This window comes from Nevskia soli DSM 19509 (genome assembly GCF_000711955.1).
GTDB lineage: Bacteria > Pseudomonadota > Gammaproteobacteria > Nevskiales > Nevskiaceae > Nevskia > Nevskia soli.
The window spans coordinates 72,068-89,828 of sequence record NZ_JONR01000010.1; the positions used below are offsets into that span (position 1 = coordinate 72,068).

General features: G+C 66.7%; 19 protein-coding genes. 9 read left to right on the plus strand and 10 right to left on the minus strand.

What is annotated here, in order from left to right; genetic code table 11:
- The 4 genes from BP26_RS0106635 to BP26_RS0106650 form a co-directional block, all read right to left on the minus strand.
- Nucleotides 1-693 carry a cytochrome b/b6 domain-containing protein gene (locus tag BP26_RS0106635; RefSeq protein WP_029919790.1) on the minus strand — a complete coding sequence of 231 codons (693 nt, stop codon included), beginning with the start codon at nucleotides 691-693 and terminating at the stop codon, nucleotides 1-3.
- 49 nt (nucleotides 694-742) lie between these two features.
- Nucleotides 743-1,720: a universal stress protein gene (locus tag BP26_RS27410; protein WP_051748470.1), complete on the minus strand. Its 978-nt coding sequence runs from the start codon at nucleotides 1,718-1,720 to the stop codon at nucleotides 743-745.
- A gap of 84 nt (nucleotides 1,721-1,804) precedes the next feature.
- Nucleotides 1,805-2,908: an AI-2E family transporter gene (locus BP26_RS0106645; RefSeq protein WP_051748472.1), complete on the minus strand. Its 1,104-nt coding sequence runs from the start codon at nucleotides 2,906-2,908 to the stop codon at nucleotides 1,805-1,807.
- A 300-nt stretch (nucleotides 2,909-3,208) separates the two neighbouring features.
- The gene (locus tag BP26_RS0106650; RefSeq protein WP_084182874.1) at nucleotides 3,209-4,015 is read right to left on the minus strand and encodes a DUF2238 domain-containing protein; all 807 of its coding nucleotides are present in this window, start codon (nucleotides 4,013-4,015) and stop codon (nucleotides 3,209-3,211) included.
- A 292-nt stretch (nucleotides 4,016-4,307) separates the two neighbouring features.
- On the opposite strand from BP26_RS0106650, the gene BP26_RS0106655 reads away from it, so the two are divergent.
- Nucleotides 4,308-4,916, plus strand: a complete 609-nt coding sequence (locus BP26_RS0106655; protein ID WP_029919794.1) for a TetR/AcrR family transcriptional regulator — start codon at nucleotides 4,308-4,310, stop codon at nucleotides 4,914-4,916.
- Nucleotides 4,917-4,918: 2 nt separating this feature from the next.
- Here BP26_RS0106655 and BP26_RS0106660 read toward each other — a convergent pair whose 3' ends face one another.
- The 3 genes from BP26_RS0106660 to BP26_RS0106670 form a co-directional block, all read right to left on the minus strand.
- Nucleotides 4,919-5,494 (minus strand): YiiX/YebB-like N1pC/P60 family cysteine hydrolase, encoded by a 576-nt coding sequence (locus BP26_RS0106660; RefSeq protein WP_029919795.1) that lies wholly within the window; start codon nucleotides 5,492-5,494, stop codon nucleotides 4,919-4,921.
- A 128-nt stretch (nucleotides 5,495-5,622) separates the two neighbouring features.
- Nucleotides 5,623-5,919 (minus strand): YiaA/YiaB family inner membrane protein, encoded by a 297-nt coding sequence (locus tag BP26_RS0106665; RefSeq protein ID WP_211254849.1) that lies wholly within the window; start codon nucleotides 5,917-5,919, stop codon nucleotides 5,623-5,625.
- Entirely contained in the window at nucleotides 5,916-6,632 is a 717-nt protein-coding gene (locus BP26_RS0106670; protein WP_029919797.1) for a PspA/IM30 family protein, read from the minus strand. The genes BP26_RS0106665 and BP26_RS0106670 overlap by 4 nt, the downstream gene beginning before the upstream one ends.
- Before the next feature lie 236 nt (nucleotides 6,633-6,868).
- On the opposite strand from BP26_RS0106670, the gene hslV reads away from it, so the two are divergent.
- From hslV to def, 4 genes are all read left to right on the plus strand, one after another.
- Nucleotides 6,869-7,414 carry an ATP-dependent protease subunit HslV gene (gene hslV / locus BP26_RS0106675; protein ID WP_029919798.1) on the plus strand — a complete coding sequence of 182 codons (546 nt, stop codon included), beginning with the start codon at nucleotides 6,869-6,871 and terminating at the stop codon, nucleotides 7,412-7,414.
- Nucleotides 7,415-7,551: 137 nt separating this feature from the next.
- Nucleotides 7,552-8,877 (plus strand): ATP-dependent protease ATPase subunit HslU, encoded by a 1,326-nt coding sequence (hslU, locus tag BP26_RS0106680; protein ID WP_029919799.1) that lies wholly within the window; start codon nucleotides 7,552-7,554, stop codon nucleotides 8,875-8,877.
- An 18-nt stretch (nucleotides 8,878-8,895) separates the two neighbouring features.
- Nucleotides 8,896-9,306 (plus strand): gamma-butyrobetaine hydroxylase family protein, encoded by a 411-nt coding sequence (locus BP26_RS0106685; protein ID WP_029919800.1) that lies wholly within the window; start codon nucleotides 8,896-8,898, stop codon nucleotides 9,304-9,306.
- A gap of 127 nt (nucleotides 9,307-9,433) precedes the next feature.
- Complete coding sequence (gene def / locus BP26_RS0106690; RefSeq protein WP_084182875.1) at nucleotides 9,434-9,964, plus strand: peptide deformylase; 531 nt, start codon at nucleotides 9,434-9,436, stop codon at nucleotides 9,962-9,964.
- 84 nt (nucleotides 9,965-10,048) lie between these two features.
- Here def and BP26_RS0106695 read toward each other — a convergent pair whose 3' ends face one another.
- Nucleotides 10,049-12,091, minus strand: coding sequence for an EAL domain-containing protein (locus BP26_RS0106695; RefSeq protein WP_051748479.1), 2,043 nt, complete (start codon nucleotides 12,089-12,091; stop codon nucleotides 10,049-10,051).
- Nucleotides 12,092-12,319: 228 nt separating this feature from the next.
- Complete coding sequence (locus BP26_RS0106700) at nucleotides 12,320-13,351, minus strand: lipid A deacylase LpxR family protein (RefSeq protein WP_029919803.1); 1,032 nt, start codon at nucleotides 13,349-13,351, stop codon at nucleotides 12,320-12,322.
- A 217-nt stretch (nucleotides 13,352-13,568) separates the two neighbouring features.
- Between BP26_RS0106700 and ubiE the strand changes: the two genes are divergently transcribed.
- The 4 genes from ubiE to BP26_RS27420 all read left to right on the plus strand — a co-directional run bounded on the left by ubiE (nucleotide 13,569) and on the right by BP26_RS27420 (nucleotide 17,161).
- The gene (gene ubiE, locus BP26_RS0106705; protein WP_029919804.1) at nucleotides 13,569-14,348 is read left to right on the plus strand and encodes a bifunctional demethylmenaquinone methyltransferase/2-methoxy-6-polyprenyl-1,4-benzoquinol methylase UbiE; all 780 of its coding nucleotides are present in this window, start codon (nucleotides 13,569-13,571) and stop codon (nucleotides 14,346-14,348) included.
- A gap of 119 nt (nucleotides 14,349-14,467) precedes the next feature.
- Nucleotides 14,468-15,088: a ubiquinone biosynthesis accessory factor UbiJ gene (locus BP26_RS27415; protein WP_051748482.1), complete on the plus strand. Its 621-nt coding sequence runs from the start codon at nucleotides 14,468-14,470 to the stop codon at nucleotides 15,086-15,088.
- The gene (gene ubiB, locus BP26_RS0106715) at nucleotides 15,088-16,704 is read left to right on the plus strand and encodes a ubiquinone biosynthesis regulatory protein kinase UbiB (RefSeq protein ID WP_036516248.1); all 1,617 of its coding nucleotides are present in this window, start codon (nucleotides 15,088-15,090) and stop codon (nucleotides 16,702-16,704) included. The genes BP26_RS27415 and ubiB overlap by 1 nt, the downstream gene beginning before the upstream one ends.
- Complete coding sequence (locus tag BP26_RS27420) at nucleotides 16,694-17,161, plus strand: hypothetical protein (protein ID WP_051748484.1); 468 nt, start codon at nucleotides 16,694-16,696, stop codon at nucleotides 17,159-17,161. The genes ubiB and BP26_RS27420 overlap by 11 nt, the downstream gene beginning before the upstream one ends.
- A gap of 12 nt (nucleotides 17,162-17,173) precedes the next feature.
- Here BP26_RS27420 and BP26_RS0106725 read toward each other — a convergent pair whose 3' ends face one another.
- The gene (locus BP26_RS0106725; RefSeq protein WP_029919808.1) at nucleotides 17,174-17,584 is read right to left on the minus strand and encodes a hypothetical protein; all 411 of its coding nucleotides are present in this window, start codon (nucleotides 17,582-17,584) and stop codon (nucleotides 17,174-17,176) included.
- Nucleotides 17,585-17,761: the final 177 nt, after the last annotated feature.

Genomic DNA, 17,761 nt, shown 5'->3' on the forward strand with positions numbered 1-17,761 from the left:
TCAGCGTTCGGGTCGGGATGCAAGGCCTGCGCGCGGCACGGCCGGGACCGCGGCCTTGCGACCGGTAATCATTGCGCGCACCAGGTTCTCGCGGTGCAGCAAGCTGGCGGCGATGACGCCGAGCACGTGCAGGATCGCCAGCCCCAGGGTGAGATTGGCGAACAACTCGTGGATTTCCTCGAGTGCGCTGTCGCCGTCTCCAGCTTCAGCCTGCTCCGCAGGCTTTCCGGCGTGAATGCCGGCGGCGGGCGCAGCCGCGGGCGTCGCGACCAGCGGTGCCGCGGCATGTCCCAGCCAGGGCGCAAGTGGACCTTCGTTTTCGGATTGTGCCTGCAGCGCCAGCCCGGTGACGGCGGTGGCCGCCAGGCACAACAGCAAGGCCAGGATCATGGCCCCGCCGGCCGGATTGTGGCCGACATAGTGCGCAGGGCGTCCCTTGGCCATGTCCGCCAGGTAGCCGAACACGGTGCGCGGTCCGTATACGAAATCTCTGAAGCGCGCATGCGGCGAGCCGATAAAGCCCCACAGGGTGCGCGCGATGACGTAGCCGCCCACCCAGTACCCGGCGGCGACATGCAGGTCCTCGAATTCCTCCGCGCTGAAGTAGGCGGTCAGGAAGGCTGCGGCCAGGGTCCAGTGGCCGATGCGGACAAAAGCGTCCCATACCGGCACCGTGTTTTCATCGTTATGCATATTTGTACTCCGTCTCGATCCTGCCGATGCAAGAAAAGGCGATGCCTCATTACACCTGCTGTTCCACCTGACAGCGTTCGCGCAGCGCCGTGAGATCGACCTTGCTCCCCAATACGTCCAGGAAGTCCGCCGGCTTGATCAGCATCAGGTCCGCACCGAGTTGCTGCGACAGGCTTTCAGTGGTGCTGCCGAGCAGGAACTTGTTCCAGCGGCTGCGATAGCTCGAACCGACCACCAGCACGTCGATCTGATTCTGGGCAGCGAACCGCGCCAGCTCGACTGACGGCGTGCCCGCCAGCCGATGCCTGCGCCCCGACGCGACGCCGTGCAGATCGGCAAAGGCGGTAAAGGCTTGGAGCTGGGCGGCGTCTTCCTCGGCATACGCTGCCTTTGCGCTGGGCCAGGCTTTGAACTGGATGTCCGGATGCTGCGCGAACACCGCGACCAGGTCGAGTTGCGCGCCCAGATAACCGGACAGCCGCATGGCAGCATCGAGCACGCGCGCGTTCAGGCCATCCGCCCCGGCCGGCTCGGCCAGCACGTCGATGGCCGCCGCAACCCGCCCGCTTCCGGGGTGCGCCGCCGGCCCCACCAGCATCAGCGGACAGGGCAGCGTGCGCATCAGCTTCCAGTCCAGTGGCGTGAACAAGGCGCGCCGCGGGGCCGGCTCGTGATGAGCGTCCTTGAGCGCCAGATCGGCATCCAGGTCCAGCGCCTTGGCCAGCACCGCCTCGGCCTCGTCCGGCGCCCATACCACGTGGCACTCGATGGGATGTCCCTTGCCCGCCAAGTTTGCCGCCAGGCGCTCCAGCTGGCCCTTTCGCTCGCGCATGATGTCATGGCGCATGTGAGCTGCGACGGCGGAGCCGACGCGATCCGCGGCCAGTTCCACCGCGGGATCGTAGACGAAGGTACACAGGTGCAGCGCGGCGCCACTGGCGCGCGCCAGTCCGGCGGCGCGCTGGATTGCCGGGCTCGATTCCACCTTCGCCGGCACCACCGCCAGCAGCGTCTTGTAATGCTTCATCGGGCAGCCTCTCGGATCAAGGTCGGCGGAAAGACCGCGGAAAGCCGCTGGGCCGTCCTGCATAACCGGTGTCTAATTAAAAGCTTATGGCTTTGCCCCGGCATTGACCTGGCTCAATTCCTCGCCGGACGCCGGTCCATCCCCGTGGCCGGGGCTGAACTGCTCGCCCAGGCGGATGGCCAGGGCCAGCACGGTAGGGCCGATCAACACGCCGGCGACGCCGAAGGCCAGGACGCCGCCGATCACGCCCATGAAAGTCAGGGCGAAAGGCAGGTGACTGGAGCGGCTGATCAGGAATGGCTTGATCAAGTTGTCGACCGAGCTGATGCCGAAAAAGCCGTAGATCGCCATGAACAGCGCCCAGCCCGCATCGCCTTCGCGCAAGAGCCAGTACGCGGCACCGCCCCAGATCAGCGGAGGGCCCACCGGAGCCATCGACAGCACAAAGGTCAGGGCTCCCAGCAGAACCGGGTTGGGCACTCCGGCGACAGAGAAGCCGATGGTGGCCACTACCGCCTGGGCCAGTGCGGTGCCGACCACGCTGAACATGACGCCGGCGATGGTGCGTTGCGCGATTGCCAGCAGTTCCAGGGCGCGGAGCCCGCCAAGTTGCCGCGCGATGTCGGCGGTGCGCCGGGCCAGCCTGTCGCCGTCGCGGTAGAAGAAAAACAGCAGCGGCGCGGCGAGCAGGGTCTGGCCCACCCCGCGACCCAGCGCCCGGCCGCCGACGAATGCCATCCTGCGTGCGGGCTCGGCCAGTTGCTGCAACGCCTTCGCCATCCAGTCGTCGGCGGAAGCCGCGTGCCCAAGCCAGCCGGCAATCAGGTCGCCCAGTAGTGGAATCCCCGTCAACCAGGCCGGCGCCTGTATGGGACCGGAGGCACGCCATTCGTCGAGGAGCTGCAACAGCCAGGCCGCGGCATCCCCCAGGGACAAAACCAGCATCACGGTTGGCGCGATCACTACCAGCGCCATGATCACGCAGGCCAGCAGGCTCGCCGCGCTGCGTCGTCCGGACATGCGCTGCAACAGCCAGCAGTACGCCGGCCAAGTCGATAAAGCGATGGCGATCGAAAACAGGATGGCCGGAAAAAACGGTTGCAGCACATTCCAGCAGGCCAGCGCCAGCAGCAGGCCCAATGCGAGCCGAGCGAACGGTTCGATGCGTAAGGGGACGAACAATTCCATGGATGTGCGCCGTCCTGCCGATGCGGCATTGCCTTCGGACGTGGAATGTATTCCTGGCAAGCCCTGTTGACACTGATCTGCATCAACTGGCAAGACCCGGCATCGGATGGACTGCACACGACCCTCGCAGCCATTCGCCCGGAGATCGCTGTCCGTTTGGTGGCACCCTTCAATATCGCTGCGCATTCCCGGAGCGGACTTCGCTGCTGTAAATCGAGGCTGAAATGGACGGCCTGCGTTGAGGCAGGCATATGGCGCCCCCCCCAAAAGGGAGAACGCAGCTTTTGTTCAGGTCTGCCCTCAGGTCGACAACCGCGAGGCGCGGTCATAACGTGCGGCGACCAGGCTACAGGCCAGCGCGATCAGGGTGCCGAGCAGCGCCAGTGCCATATCCTTCTGCGCGTCCCAGAGGTCGCCCTGGGTGCCGAGGTAAGCCACGCCCAGATCGCCTCCGAACAGCAGGGCGGCGGCCCATTCCAGCAACTCGTAAAGCGCGGAAATCGCAACCATTACCGCCGCGGTCAGCGCCAGGGCGACGCTGCGCGATTGCGGCAACGATGCGGTGAGCGCTTCGCGCATGGGCCGGAAGCAAAGCAGGCCGAAGGAAAAATGCACCAAACGGTCGTACTCGTTGCGTGAAAAGCCAAAGAACGCGTCTGGCGAGAAGTGGAGCAGTCGGCGGCTCCAGGCGTCGTATGGCACCTCGGCATAAGTGAAGTGCGCGCCGAGTTCATGCGCCAGGCCGAATAGCAGGAGCAGGATATAAGCGACATCGGACAGTGGCGAATGGCGATGAAGGCGTAGCAGCCACCAGGCAGTAAAAAGCGACAGCACGTTCTCAAGTGCCCAGTCCTGCGGGTACAGGGGGCGCCACGCCAGTGCCAGCCAAGCCGCTCCGAACACCGCAGCGCATACACGCGGCCAGGGCCGATCTTGCTGGCTGGATGAGCTGCGGGCACTTGCTGCGAGCGGTGGTGGCGGACTGCTTATGTGCAAATCCCGGCTTGCCAGCGACTTTGCGCATGCTGCGCCGGTGCCTAGGGCCTCCTGTGAATGATTATCTATAGTCGAGCCCAGCGGCGGCTCTGCTGCATTGATCTGTGTCATGCGAGGCAGGTGGCGCATGCCTGGCAGCCTGCGCAGTTCAAGAGTCGGAAGCAGTCGTGGCACACGGCTATGCCCAACAATTCATGCCCGGAAGTCTGTACCGCCTCAATCAGGTTGACTTCCGCTTTGTGACGGCGCGATCCGATGATGTCCCGGGTCGCCGAAAGCGGACGTCGTCAGCTGCGTTTTCCCAGGCTCTCGATCTCGGCCAAATCAGATTGTCGGATCCACCGGACTGTGCAACAGTCGGCGAAGAAAATGATCAGCGTTCAAATCGCGGCTAGAATGCCGCATGGGACGTAGAAACCAGCACAGCCGCGAAGAACAGCGCCGCATGGCGCTCGACGCCGCCGACGCCCTCGTCGCCGCGGAGGGTCTGGCCGGTTTCTCCATGCGCAAGGTGGCCCTGACCATGGGCTATACCGTCGGCAACCTGTACCTGCTGTTCAGCAACCAGGACGACCTGCTGGCGGAGGTCTCGCTGCGCACGGCCGATGCCATGTACGAATACCTGCGCGGCGTGGCGGCGAAGCCGAAGGCGCCGCTGGAACGCCTGCAGGCCATCGCCGCCGGCTACATCGGCTTCGCCCAGAAGCATTCCTTCCGCTGGCGGCTGATGTTCGAGCACTACCTGCCGCCGGAGAAGTGGGATCACCCCGGCCTCAACGCGCGGCAGGCAGCCTTGTTCGAATTCGTCGAGGAGCACCTGTCGCCGCTGCTGCCCGACGCCTCGCCGAAGCAGTTGCGCACGGCGGCCACGGCGCTGTGGAGCAGCGTGCATGGCCTGTGCGTGCTGTCCGCCACCGGCAAGCTCCACTGGAGCGGGTTGAAGGACGTCAGGCCGCTGTCGGACCTGATCGTGCGGGCGTTTGTCGCCGGCTTGCGGGAAGAGCGCGGCTGAAGCTAGGCGCTTCCGGGGCTACCCAAATGCCAGATGGTGTTCAGCCTGGGCGACTGCAACTGGCTCTCCGGGGTGACGGTCTTGCGCTGCCAGGGGATGAAGCCGAAGAACCACAGCTTCCAGAAACCCAGCGGTTCGCCGGGGTTGCGGCGCAGCAGCTCGCTGAAGGTTTCGACCTCGCCGATGTCCACACCCAGCGCCTCGCGGTACACCTCGTGCACGAACTTCGAACAGAAGGTGCGCACCGACTCGTACTTGAAGCCGAGGTGGTACCAGCGGCCCATGCGCTGGTCGCAGGCGGCGCGCAGCGCCGCTACCTGATCCGGCGTCAGTTCCTGCTTGAGCCGGCGCACCACGAACCAGTCGTCGTCGGAACGGCCCAGGAACCGCTCCAGCGGGCGGTAGCGGCTGCGCGGCACGGCGCTTTCCGCCACCACCCAGCCCGCCTGCGCATCTTCGAACACGATGCCGACATGCGAGGCCTTGGAGCCGGTCGCCCGGGCGACCCTGCGGTACAGCGGGCTGGGCGTGGCGATGAAGACGATATCGCCGGATTTCAGGGGAAGCGGGCCACTCATGATCAATCCTTGTCGGGCCATTTGCCCGACGCGAACGACGTGTACAGACTGATACGGCAGATCGGCGCCGCTGCCGCCATTGACCAAAGCGCCAATGGTGGCGGCCGGGGGCCGAATCTCTACCGACTTCACTCCTTCACGCCGTACTCGTGCAGCAGTTTCTCGGCACGCGCCTGGGCGATCTGGTTGATCAGCTTGGCGCCCTCGAACTCGTCGCGCATGGTCTTGGCCAGGGTGAAGGTGGACCCGACCAAGAACAGCGTGCCGAGGATCATGTAGCCGCGCACCCAGATTTCAACCGGCATCACCGCGATGCCGAACACCATGCCGGCCAGGGCCGCGGTGAAGGAGACCTTGACGAAGAAGATCCAGCCCGGCGAATCCTGGCGGCCGGCGCCGGCGTTTTCCAGCATCTGTTGGTTCATGACGCTTTCTCCTCGGTGGTGACTTCGGCGGCGGGGCCTTGCCCGGCGGCAAGGCGGCGGCGCAGGGCGGCAAGCGCCTCGTCGACGGCGGCATCGGCGCTGAGCCGGGCGACACTGCGCTCCAGCCGGTCCTGCTCGTCGAGCAGTTCGCCGGCCGCCTCGGCCGCGCAATCGGTGCTCTCGGCGTTGCGCTCGTAGCGTTCCAGTTCCTGGGCGCGGTCCAGCGCGCGGGTATAGGCGTCGTCCGCATGGCCGGCCCGGCGCAGGGCCAGCGCGGCGGCCTGATGCACGTCGATCACCGCCACCCGCTGGCGCACACGGCCCAGTTCCGCCCGCAGGCGGCCGACCTGGCCGCGCAGGCGCTCCACCGTCCCCGCGGCGCGTTGCAGCGGTTGAGCCAGGGCCTCGACGCCCTGGCGCAGGGCCACGGCGCGTTCCAGCGCCTCGCGGGTCAGGCCTTCCTCATTTTTACGCAGCAGGGTTTCGGCGTTGCGCTCCCAGTCCGCAGCCTCCTGCTCCATGCGCTCGCGGCTGCGCCGCAGCTGGCGCTCCGCCCCCATCGCCGCCACCAGGCCGCGGTTGGCGTTGGCCAGATCGGTGGTGAGGTCGCGCACCAGCTGGTGCGACATCAGCTGCGGATTTTCCGCCCGATCCACCGCGCGGTGCGCTTGCGCCGCCACCAGCCCGCGGATGCGGGACAACAACGTTGCCATGCTCCTGACTCCTGTGTCGCCAGATAACTGAACAATGTTTAATTCAATTTAAATGAGCAACGTTCAGTAGTCAATCGGAGTCTGTGACGCCGCGCACACGAGAGGCCGGCCAAATCGCCCCGGGCGCCGCCGGCCGGGGCAGAAACTTGAAATGCATCACGCTTGTCCACACTTAGTGCCTCACTACCGGCAGTGATTCACAATCCACCGCACTGCGGGTTTCACGGAGAAGCACCTTGCAACAATTCGACGGCACCACCATCCTCACCGTGCGCCGCGCCGGCCAGGTCTGCGTCGGCGGCGATGGCCAGGTTTCGATGGGCAACACCATGGTCAAGGGCAATGCGCGCAAGGTGCGCCGGCTCTACAACAATTCCGTCATCGCCGGCTTCGCCGGCGGCACCGCCGATGCCTTCACCCTGTTCGAGCGCTTCGAGGGCAAGCTGGAGAAGCACTCCGGCAACCTGACCCGCGCCGCGGTGGAGATGGCCAAGGACTGGCGTACCGACCGCTACCTGCGCCGCCTCGAGGCGCTGCTGCTGGTGGCGGACAAGGAAGCCTCGCTGATGATCACCGGCACCGGCGACGTGATGGAGCCGGAGCCGCACGGCGTGATGGCCATCGGCTCGGGCGGGCCCTATGCGGCGGCGGCGGCGCGCGCCCTGGTGGAAAACACCGAGATGTCGGCACAGGAGATCGTGGAAAAGGCGCTGCACATCGCCGCCGAGATCTGCATCTACACCAACCACAACCTGACCATCGAGGCGCTGGCCACCGCCTGAGGCGCGCCAGCCCTGCCGAACCCGGCGCCGCCCGCATGACCGTGCCGCGGCGCCTCCCCTTATTGATCCGGGAATACATAATGAACGACGCACTCTCCACTCCTCCGCCTGCCCCGACCGCACAGGGCGCGGCGGCCATGACTCCGCGCGAGATCGTGCAGGAGCTCGACCGCCACATCGTCGGCCAGCAGGCCGCCAAGCGCGCCGTGGCCATCGCCCTGCGCAACCGCTGGCGCCGGCAGCAGACGCCGGAAGCGATCCGCGGCGAAATCACGCCGAAGAACATCCTGATGATCGGGCCCACCGGCGTCGGCAAGACCGAGATCGCGCGGCGCCTGGCCAAGCTGGCCAATGCGCCCTTCGTCAAGGTGGAAGCCACCAAGTTCACCGAGGTCGGCTATGTCGGCCGCGATGTCGATTCCATCATCCGCGAGCTGGTCGACGCGGCGGTGAAGCAGACCCGCGAGCAGGCCGTGATCCGCGTGCGGCCGCGCGCGGAGACCGCGGCGGAAGAGCGCGTGCTCAATGCCCTGCTGCCGCCGCCGCGCGATTTCGGCGAGGCCTCGACCCAGCGCGAATCCGAGAACACGGCCGCGCGCCAGGTGTTCCGCAAGCGCCTGCGCGAGGGCAAGCTGGACGACACCGAGATCGAGATCAGCCTGCAGTCCAACCCGGCGCAGATGCAGATCGTCGGGCCGCCCGGCATGGAAGAGATGACCAGCCAGTTGCAGGGCATGTTCAAGAACCTCGGCACCGGCCAGCAGAAGACGCGCAAGCTGAAGATCAAGGAAGCGCAGAAGCTGCTGCTCGACGAGGAGGCCGCCAAGCTGGTGGACGAGGAGGCGATCCGCGTCGAGGCGCTGAAGAACGCCGAGGACAACGGCATCGTCTTCATCGACGAGCTGGACAAGGTGTGCAAGCGCGCCGAGTACAGCGGCGCCGACGTCTCGCGCGAAGGCGTGCAGCGCGACCTGCTGCCGCTGGTGGAAGGCTGCACCATCTCCACCAAGTACGGCTCGATCAAGACCGACCACATCCTGTTCATCGCCAGCGGCGCCTTCCACATGGCCAAGCCCAGCGACCTGATCCCCGAGCTGCAGGGCCGCCTGCCGATCCGGGTGGAACTGGACGCGCTCAAGGCGGCGGACTTCCTGCGCATCCTCGACGAGCCGGCGCATTCGCTGACCGAGCAGTACAAGGCGCTGCTGGCCACCGAGGGCGTCACCCTGGTGTTCGCGCCGGAGGGCCTCAAGCGCATCGCCGAGATCGCCTGGCAGGTCAACGAGAGTACCGAGAACATCGGCGCCCGCCGCCTGCACACGGTGCTGGAACGGCTGATGGAGGAGGCGGCCTACGACGCGCCGGACCAGTCGGGCACCACGCTGACCGTCGATGCCACTTATGTCGACGAGAAGCTGAAGGTGCTGGCGGGCAACGAGGATCTGAGCCGGTACATCCTGTAAGCGGTATATTCTTCGGGTATGAGCACCCCCATTCCCAACCGCCTGGTCCTGCACCGCGCTTCGCGCCTGCTGGAAGTCGGGTACGCCGACGGCAGCTGTTACCAGCTGCCGTGTGAGTACCTTCGTGTCTACTCGCCTTCCGCCGAGGTGCGCGGCCACGGCGGCGGCGAGCCGATGCTGGTGGGCGGCAAGCGCCTGGTGAACGTCAGCGCGGTGGAGCCGGTGGGCCGCTACGCGGTGCGGCTGCGCTTCGACGACGGCCACGACACGGGCCTGTATTCCTGGGACATCCTGCGCGAGCTGGCCGCCAACCAGGAAAGCTGGTGGGCACGCTACCTGGAACGGCTGGGCGAGCACGGCATGTCGCGCGATTCGGACGTGACCAAGCTGTCGGCCTTGCCGAAGAAGCATGTGCCGAAGCCGGTCTGAAGCTTTGCAACGGACAAGCAACAGACTCCCAATTTGTCATCCTGAGCGCAGCGAAGGATCTGGCCCTGCCTCAAAGCTAGATCCTTCGCTGCGCTCAGGATGACAGGTAATTATTCGGAGACGGGCTGTGATTCGTGATGTTCTCAAGATGGGCGACCCGCGCCTGTTGCAGGTCTCGCAGCCCGTGCAGCAGTTCGGCACGCCGGAACTGGCGGCCCTGTTGCAGGACATGCAGGACACCATGGCCGCCCTCAACGGCGCCGGCCTGGCCGCCCCGCAGATCGGCGTACCGCTGCGCGTGGTGATCTTCGGCGTGGCGCGCAATCCGCGCTACCCCGACGCGGAAGAAGTGCCCTTCACCGTGCTGTGCAATCCGGTGCTGACGCCGCTGGGCAATGAACTGGAAGACGGCTGGGAAGGCTGCCTCAGCGTGCCCGGCATGCGCGGCCTGGTGCCGCGCCACCTGCGGCTGCGCTACAGCGGCTTCGACCAGTCCGGCAAGCGCTTCGAGCGCGAAGCCAGCGACTTCCACGCGCGTGTGGTGCAACACGAGTGCGACCACCTCGACGGCATCCTCTACCCGATGCGCATCCGCGACATGCGGCAGTTCGGCTTCACCGAGCAGCTGTTTCCGGGCGAGGACATCGCGGACGATTGAGTGAAGCAGTGGTTAGTGGCCAGTGATTAGTGGTTGGTAAAGGCAGCTTGTATTGCGCTTCTACTAACCACTAATCACTGGCCGCTACGCCACTTGTGGCAACACCAATTCCAGCGGCTCCGCCCGGTGAAACAACCACCCCTGCGCATGGCGCACGCCCAATGAGCGTAGCGCCTGCAGCGTCACCTCGTCCTCCACCCCCTCGGCGATGATCTCCAGGCCGAGGCTGCTGCCGATCTTGCAGATCGACTCGACGATGGCCTGGTTGATGACGTCGCCGGCGAGGTTGCGGGTGAAGGACTGATCGACCTTGAGGCCGTTGGCGCCGAGCGTCTTCAGGTAACCGAAAGAGGTGAAGCCGGTACCGAAGTCGTCGAGCAGGATCTTGTAGCCGAGGCGATGCAGGCTGGCGATGAAATTGCGCGCCGCCACGGTTTCGTTCAGCGCCGCCGTTTCGGTGATCTCGAAGCGCACCCGCTCCGGTGGCGTGGCGTACCGCTCCAGCTCGCGCAGCAGGAAGGCGGTAAAGCCCTGGTCGGACAGGCTGGTGCCGGACAGATTGACCGAGAGGTAGCCGAATTCGCCGAGGCCGCCATGGCGCAACAGGCGCTCGATCTTGTCCAGCGCCTGGCGCACCACGCTGCGCTCGATCTTGTCCATCAGGCCGAAGCGCTGTGCCGGCGGCAGGAAGTCGTTGGGCGGGGCGAATCCGCCGTCGGGCAGGCGCATGCGCACCAGCAGCTCGTAGCAGGGCGCGTTGCCACCTTCGAGCGGCACGATGCGCTGGGCGAACAGCTCGATGCGGCTCTCGTCCAGGGCCTGCTCGATGCGCGCCACCCAGTCCATGTCGCTGCGCGTGCGCGACACTTCCAGGTCGTTGTTCTGGTAGAGCTGGGCGCGGTTGCCGCCGAGCCGCTTGGCGACATAGCAGGCGGTGTCGGCGTGCATCAGCACCTGCCGCGCATCTTCGCTGGAGGCGTCGATGCCGGCGACACCGGCGCTCAGGCCCAGCCGGAACACGCGCTCGCCGACGCGGAAGCGGGCGTGGTCCACCGCTTCGACCAGGGACGCGGCTTTCTGCAGGGCGTGTTCGCTGTCGCAGCCGTCGAGAATCACGCCGAACTTGTCGTCGCCGATGCGCGCCATGACATCGCCGGGCCGCAGCCGCGTGCCCAGTTCGCGCGCCACCAGCAACAGCAGGCGGTCGCCGTCCTGGTGGCCGCAGGTATCGTTGATCAGGGTGAAGCGGTCCAGATCGAGGAACAGCACGGCGTGGATCTCGCCGCGCACCCGTGCAAGGGGCAGCCTCGCCGCCAGCTCCTGCTCGAAGCGGCCGCGGTTGGGCAGGCCGGTGAGCGGGTCGTGCTCGGCCTGGTGCTGGAGCTGTTGCGCCAGCGCCCGCGTCTGCGACAGGTCGCGGAACACGATGATGCCGCCGCCGTCCCGGCTCGGGGTGATCGAGCCCTCGACCGGCAGGGATTCGTTGCCCGTGGTGCGCAACGCGGCATGTGCCGGCAGCGGCGTGCGCGCACCGCCCCGCAATGAGCGCTGCATGGCGTCCCGATCTTCGGCGGGGAGGACGATAAGCTGCTCAAGGCTCTGCCCGAGCAGGTTTGCGGTGGACAGGCCGGACAGGCGCTGCGCCGATTCATTGCTGTAGAGGATGCGTCCACTGGGGTCGGTGCGGATCACGCCGTCAGACACGGCGGCGAGCGAGACCTGCGCCAGCTCCTGTTCGGCGGACGACGCATCGAACGCGGGCGCGCGCGGATTTTCCAGGCTGGCGAAGCTGCCCCGCAGTTCGACCACGGCGCCATCACGAAGCACCGCTTCGCCGGTGACGCGCACCCGGCGCTCGCGGCCGTCGGCGGCGGCAATCCCCGCTTCCAGTTCCCAGGGCCGGCCGCCGGCCAGGCTGGAGCGGAAGGCCTGTTCGATCAGGGTCCGGCTCGCCGGACTGAAGAACTCGAGGGCGCCCCGCGCATCCGGCTGCGGCGCATCCGCCGGCAGGCCGTGGATCAGGAAGGTGGCGGGGGACCACCACAGGCAGCGCTGCCCCGGGTCATAGCTCCAGACCCCGGTGCAGAGCGGTTGTTGCAGCGCCGGAAATGCATGATCCCCGTACATGAATCCTCACCAAGACGCCCGCGAAGCTTCATGCACGCCCAGCAGGAAACTCCGTTTCCGGGCGACGGGATACCACTGAACAGGTTCTTTAGCATCGCTGCCGTGCGTGCCCCCAAGGCACGCCGCCCGGCCGCAGCCGCAGCGACGACGCTAGCATGCAGGGGGCGCGCCGACTCCTCAACGGTATAAACAGCCCAATACCCGACCGCAGCGGCCACGCGGGCCGGATCAGGGATCGAAGGTCAGGTTGACGCCGCCGAACACATCCGCCCCGTCCTGGCCGTAGAATTCCTTGCTGCGCCGGGTCGCGACGAAATCTGCGCGCAGGAAATGGCCGAAGAAGATCGAGGCGCCGCCGAAGAAATCGGAGACGAAGGGTTGGCTGCCGATGCCCTGCGGCGCCACCTCGTCGGCGGCGTCGATGAACAGGTTGTAGAACATGCGCCGTTCCTGCACGCCCGCATAGACGTACCAGTGGAACCAGCTGCCGCCGAGCCGGCGGTAATCGCTGAAGGCGGTACCGGACAGGGACGGGCGCATGTGTTCCGGCCCGTAGTCGACGTCGAGCGCATTGCCGAAGCGCAGCATCGCGCCGGCATCGAGGTAACGGTAGACGTTGCCGACGCTGACCCCCGCTTCCGGAATGATGTCGGCCTGGTAGCGCGAGCCGAAATCGAGATCGAGCCGGCGCTTGTAATCGTAGGAAAACTGGAAGGCGGCGCGGTTGCCGATCTGGTGGTCCCAGCCGTCCGCCTTATGGAAGCCGACCAGGTTATGGTAGCCGTCCTGGATCTGGCTCCCGAAGGCATCCGGGCCGACCACGCCGGCCAGCACCTCCAGGTTGTTGAGGCTGCGCTGGTTGTTTTCCTGCAGCAGGTGCAGACCGGTGTAGAGCCAGGCCGCGTAGGGCCGGTCCTTGGGATCCGGGGTGGAGATGTCCAGCACCTCCGGGGTGAACTCGGCCTGCGCAATGGGAATGTATTCGAAGCGCCGCTGCGCCACGCCGGCGGAATCGCGGTACATCGGCAAGGCCCAGCCGACCGCGTCGAACACCTTGTTCCACACCTCGTGTCCGGTGAGGTCGCTGGACAGGTAGGAAACCTGCAGGCCCTGGGTGTAGTAGCGGTCCTTGTGGGTAATGACGCCGTCGTTTTCTTCGAGCACCGAAATCCGCCCCGGATCGTCGGCGGCCTGCGCCGCCAATCCGGTGAGCAGCATGGCGGCGCAGAGGCACCGGCAAATGGCCTGAGCCGTGTTCATCGCCCTTCCTTATATTGAGTAGCCCTGGTGCAGGCCGGACACCGGCCGCCCACGAGGCGATAACCGGCCGCTGCAACGGCAATCGGTCCACCTTGGGGGCACGCGGAATACGTTTCAAGAGCGGCAGCGGATGCGTTCCCCCCGGCACGGCGTTCCCCGACACAGCGTCCGGCGCAATCTGGGAGATAATAGCCGAACGGTTCCCCAGCAGACGCCCATGTCCAACGATAAACCCGGCCCCGGAAACGGGAAAAAAGCCGGATACACCCACTTCGGCTTCGAAGAAGTGCCGACCGCGCAGAAGCAGCAGCGCGTGCGCGAGGTGTTTTCCTCGGTGGCATCCAGCTATGACGTGATGAACGACCTGATGTCGTTCGGCATCCACCGCATCTGGAAGCGCTTCGTCATCGACCTGGCCGGCGTGCGGCCGGGCGAGAAGGTGCTGGACGTGGCCGGCGGCACCGGCGACCTGTCGCGCGAATTCCGCCGCCTGGTCGGCCCGCAGGGCCTGGTGGTGCTGTCCGACATCAACGAGGCGATGCTGCGGCAGGGCCATATCCGGCTGGCCGACAAGGGCGTGGTCGATGTGCCGCTGGCCCTGGCCAATGCCGAGAAGCTGCCTTTCGCCGAAGGCACCTTCGACTGCATCACCATCGGCTTCGGCCTGCGCAACGTCACCGACAAGGACGCCGCCCTGGTCTCGATGACCAAGGCGCTGAAGCCCGGCGGCCGCCTGCTGGTGCTGGAATTCTCCAAGCCGCTCAACGCCGGCCTGGCCAAGGTCTACGACCAATACTCGTTCCGCCTGCTGCCGCTGATGGGCAAGCTGGTGGCGCGCGATGCCGACAGCTACCGCTACCTGGCGGAGTCGATCCGCATGCACCCGGACCAGGCCACGCTCAAGGGCATGATGGAAAACGCCGGCCTCAGCCGGGTGCAGGTGTACAACCTGACCGGCGGCATCGTCGCGGTCCACCGCGGCTACAGGCTGGATTGAAGCAGTGGTTAGTGGCCAGTGATTAGTGAAAGCCCGAAAACATTGAGAGTCCTCGTGTCCAATCTTCTGTTACTAACCACTAATCACTGGCCACTAGCCACTGGCCGGCGAGCCGCGCCATGACGACTCCCGCCCTGGCCTGCGCCGGCCTCGAAATCGCCCTCAACCGCTACCTGCGGCTGGAGCGTTCCGCGCTGGAGGAATGCGCCGCCCTGGACGGCAAGAGCATAGCCCTGCATCTGGCCGACCTGGGCTGGACCTTCGTGGTCGAGCCGCATGCGGCCGGCGTGCGCGTGCTGGCGGAAAGCGAGATTCCGCCGGACGTGCGCGTCGCGGCGCCGAGCATGCGCCTGTTGCAGCTGGCGCTGCGCAGCGCCGGCGGTGCCGAAGGCCTGCCTGCCGGGCTGGAAGTGGAAGGCGACACCGAGCTGCTCACCCGCTTCAACGCCCTGCTGGCGCGGGTCGGCTTCGATCCCGAGGAATTGGCGGCGAAGGTGCTGGGCGACGCCGCGGCGCACCGCGTGGTGGGCGGCCTGCGCGAACTGTTCGGCTGGGGCCGCCATGCGGCGCAGCGGCTGTCGCAGGACGCCGCCGAATACCTGAGCGAGGAAACCGGCGATCTGGCCCGCGCCGGCGATATCGAAGAGTGGATGCAGGGCGTGGAGGCGTTGCGCGAGGGCGCCGACCGCCTGGAAGCGCGCCTGGCCCTGCTCGAAGGCAAGACGGAGCAACCCTCTTGATGAACCCGATGCGCATCGCCCGCATGTGGCAGATCAGCCGCGTCGTGAGCAAGTACGGCCTGGGCGAATTCATGGGCCGCAAGGCACGCCCGCACAGGCTGCCGCGCGGCGAACGCCTGCGCCTGGCGCTGGAGGAGCTGGGCCCGGTCTTCGTCAAGTTCGGCCAGGCGCTGTCCACGCGGCCGGACATCCTGCCGCCGGAAGTGGCGGCGGAACTGTCCAAGCTGCAGGATCGGGTGCCGCCGTTCCCGGGGGCGGAGGCCCGCGCCATCGTCGAGAAGGCGCTGGGCAAGCCGATCGGGGAAATATTCGCCGAGTTCGACGAGGTGCCGCTGGCCGCAGCTTCCGTGGCCCAGGTGCATACCGCGCGGCTCAAGCCGCAGGGCCAGAACGATCCCGGCATGGAAGTGGTGGTGAAGGTGCTGCGGCCGGGCGTGGAAGCGCTGGTCGAGCGCGACATCGCCCTGCTGCGCGCCCTGGCCGACCTGGCCGAACGCTGGCACCCCTCCGGCAAGCGCCTGCGTCCGCGCGCGGTGGTGGCCGAATACGAGAAGGTGATCTTCGACGAGCTGGACCTGATGCGCGAGGGCGCCAACTGCGCGCAGCTGCGCCGCAACTGGCTGGGCTCCGAGCTGATCTACCACCCGCTGGTATTCTGGGACTACACCCGGCCGGACGTGCTGGTACTGGAGCGCATCTACGGCGTCAGCATCCGCGAGCTGGACACGCTGCGCCAGCAGGGCGCCAATTTCCAGGTGCTGGCCGAGCGCGGCGTGGAGATCTTCTTCAAGCAGGTGTTCCGCGACAACTTCTTCCACGCCGATATGCATCCCGGCAATATCTTCGTGGACATGACCGATCCACGGAAACCGAGCTACCTCGCGGTGGACTTCGGCATCGTCGGCAGCCTGACCCAGGCCGATCAGCGCTACCTCGCCGAAAACTTCCTGGCCTTCTTCAACCGCGACTACAAGAAGGTGGCCGAGCTGCACGTCGAGTCCGGCTGGATCCCCAAGGGCACCCGGGTGGAGGATTTCGAATCGGCCATCCGCACCGTGTGCGAGCCGATCTTCGGCAAACCGATCAAGGACATCTCCTTCGGCTTCTTCCTGCTGCGCCTGTTCCAGATCGCGCGGCGCTTCAACTACCAGGTGCAGCCGCAGCTGGTGCTGCTGCAGAAGACCCTGCTGACCATCGAGGGCCTCGGCCGCCAGCTGTATCCCGATCTCGACCTGTGGAAGAGCGCCAAGCCGATCATGGAAGAATGGATGTGGAACCGCATCGGCCCCAGCGCGCAGCTGGCGCGGCTGCGCACCCATGCGCCGGCCCTGGCAGAGTCGCTGCCGGAGCTGGCACAGCGCGCGCTCAAGGTGCTGGCGCAGGGGCCTGGACAAGGCGCCATCAACGCGGAAAGCGTGGATGCGCTGCGCCACGAGATCCGCACCGCCAACCGCCGCACCCTGTTCGCCGCCGCCGGCGGTTCCACCTGGCTCGCCGCCGCGGTGCTGTATGGGCTCAATCACAGTCCGCCTCCCACCCAGATCCTGGTAGCCTGCGGCCTCCTGGCGCTGGCCGGCGCCTGGTGCTGGGGGAGGGCGTTCCGTCATGCGGATTGAGCGACGGTGCGGCGCGCTGCTGGCACTGGCCGGCGCCGCGCTGCTCTCCGGCTGCGCCAGCAATGTGCGTTCGGCCGTGCTCGGCGCCGAGCAGACCGAAGTGGTGGCGGAGCAGTGCTCCCGCCCCAATCCACCGCACTACGAGTCGACCTGGCAGCCCGCTCCGGCGGACATTCTGCAGCTCGAACAGGATCTGCCGCTGTTGAACGCCCAATCGCCGGCCGCCGCCGCGGCGCATGTCGGCGACGCCCTCGGCTACTACCGCCAGTACTTCGGCATCGTGGTGCATGGGCGCCGCATGATTTATGTCAACGCCTTTGTCGAGGGGATGTACCGCAGCACCGACTGGAAGCAGTTCGCCATCGTCGTCTGCGACGGTGGTCCCGGCGCCTGGGGGGCCTTGTACGATCCGGCCAACCGGCTCTTTTCCGGCTTCGCCTTCAACGGCAGGCCCTAGGAAGCGGCTGCCTCAGCGCTTGCGCCCGTGCGCCAGGGCTTCCTGGAACCAGGGTGCGAAATTGCCGATGTCTTCCGGCAGATCCGCCCTGGTCGTGGGCGGCGGCGCGGGACGGCTGGCCGGGATCACGGGGGCGGCGCTGATGGGCCCCACCGGCTGCCCCAGCTCCTCGCGCACCTTGCGCACCCGATCGGGGTCCGCCAGTTCGGCGTCGAAGCCGAACAGGGCGCCGTACTCCATCGCCTCCACCTGTTCGTAGCTCAGGCCGAGGGCGCGGTTGTAGGCTTCCGGCGAGCGTTCGCCGTTGATGTACTGGAATCCCTGCCGTCCACGCTGCACCACCACCAGCCTGCCGCTGGTGGGTTCACGTGAAACGCAGCGCTCCGGAAGTTTCGCCAGAGCGGGACCGATGCCGCTATCCACTGCCCTCTCCGATGGATTTTTCCTCACCCCCAGTTCAATACAGCGGGCACATACCCACAAGTATCCCGGGTGGACCGTTTTGCCCCGCTCGTCGGGACAAGGCCGCGGAACGGCTGCCGGTCGGGGCTGTGCTACCGGTCATCGGCGCCGATCCGAAGGCCGATTCGGCTGGCGCTG

Bases quoted from the DNA above. Each gene is read 5' to 3' on its own strand.
- BP26_RS0106635 (WP_029919790.1), bottom strand. From the start codon at position 693: ATGCATAACGATGAAAACACGGTGCCGGTATGGGACGCTTTTGTCCGC.
- BP26_RS27410 (WP_051748470.1), bottom strand. From the start codon at position 1,720: ATGAAGCATTACAAGACGCTGCTGGCGGTGGTGCCGGCGAAGGTGGAA.
- BP26_RS0106645 (WP_051748472.1), bottom strand. From the start codon at position 2,908: ATGGAATTGTTCGTCCCCTTACGCATCGAACCGTTCGCTCGGCTCGCA.
- BP26_RS0106650 (WP_084182874.1), bottom strand. From the start codon at position 4,015: ATGACACAGATCAATGCAGCAGAGCCGCCGCTGGGCTCGACTATAGAT.
- BP26_RS0106655 (WP_029919794.1), top strand. From the start codon at position 4,308: ATGGGACGTAGAAACCAGCACAGCCGCGAAGAACAGCGCCGCATGGCG.
- BP26_RS0106660 (WP_029919795.1), bottom strand. From the start codon at position 5,494: ATGAGTGGCCCGCTTCCCCTGAAATCCGGCGATATCGTCTTCATCGCC.
- BP26_RS0106665 (WP_211254849.1), bottom strand. From the start codon at position 5,919: ATGAACCAACAGATGCTGGAAAACGCCGGCGCCGGCCGCCAGGATTCG.
- BP26_RS0106670 (WP_029919797.1), bottom strand. From the start codon at position 6,632: ATGGCAACGTTGTTGTCCCGCATCCGCGGGCTGGTGGCGGCGCAAGCG.
- hslU (WP_029919799.1), top strand. From the start codon at position 7,552: ATGACTCCGCGCGAGATCGTGCAGGAGCTCGACCGCCACATCGTCGGC.
- BP26_RS0106685 (WP_029919800.1), top strand. From the start codon at position 8,896: ATGAGCACCCCCATTCCCAACCGCCTGGTCCTGCACCGCGCTTCGCGC.
- BP26_RS0106695 (WP_051748479.1), bottom strand. From the start codon at position 12,091: ATGTACGGGGATCATGCATTTCCGGCGCTGCAACAACCGCTCTGCACC.
- BP26_RS0106700 (WP_029919803.1), bottom strand. From the start codon at position 13,351: ATGAACACGGCTCAGGCCATTTGCCGGTGCCTCTGCGCCGCCATGCTG.
- ubiE (WP_029919804.1), top strand. From the start codon at position 13,569: ATGTCCAACGATAAACCCGGCCCCGGAAACGGGAAAAAAGCCGGATAC.
- BP26_RS27415 (WP_051748482.1), top strand. From the start codon at position 14,468: ATGACGACTCCCGCCCTGGCCTGCGCCGGCCTCGAAATCGCCCTCAAC.
- ubiB (WP_036516248.1), top strand. From the start codon at position 15,088: ATGAACCCGATGCGCATCGCCCGCATGTGGCAGATCAGCCGCGTCGTG.
- BP26_RS27420 (WP_051748484.1), top strand. From the start codon at position 16,694: ATGCGGATTGAGCGACGGTGCGGCGCGCTGCTGGCACTGGCCGGCGCC.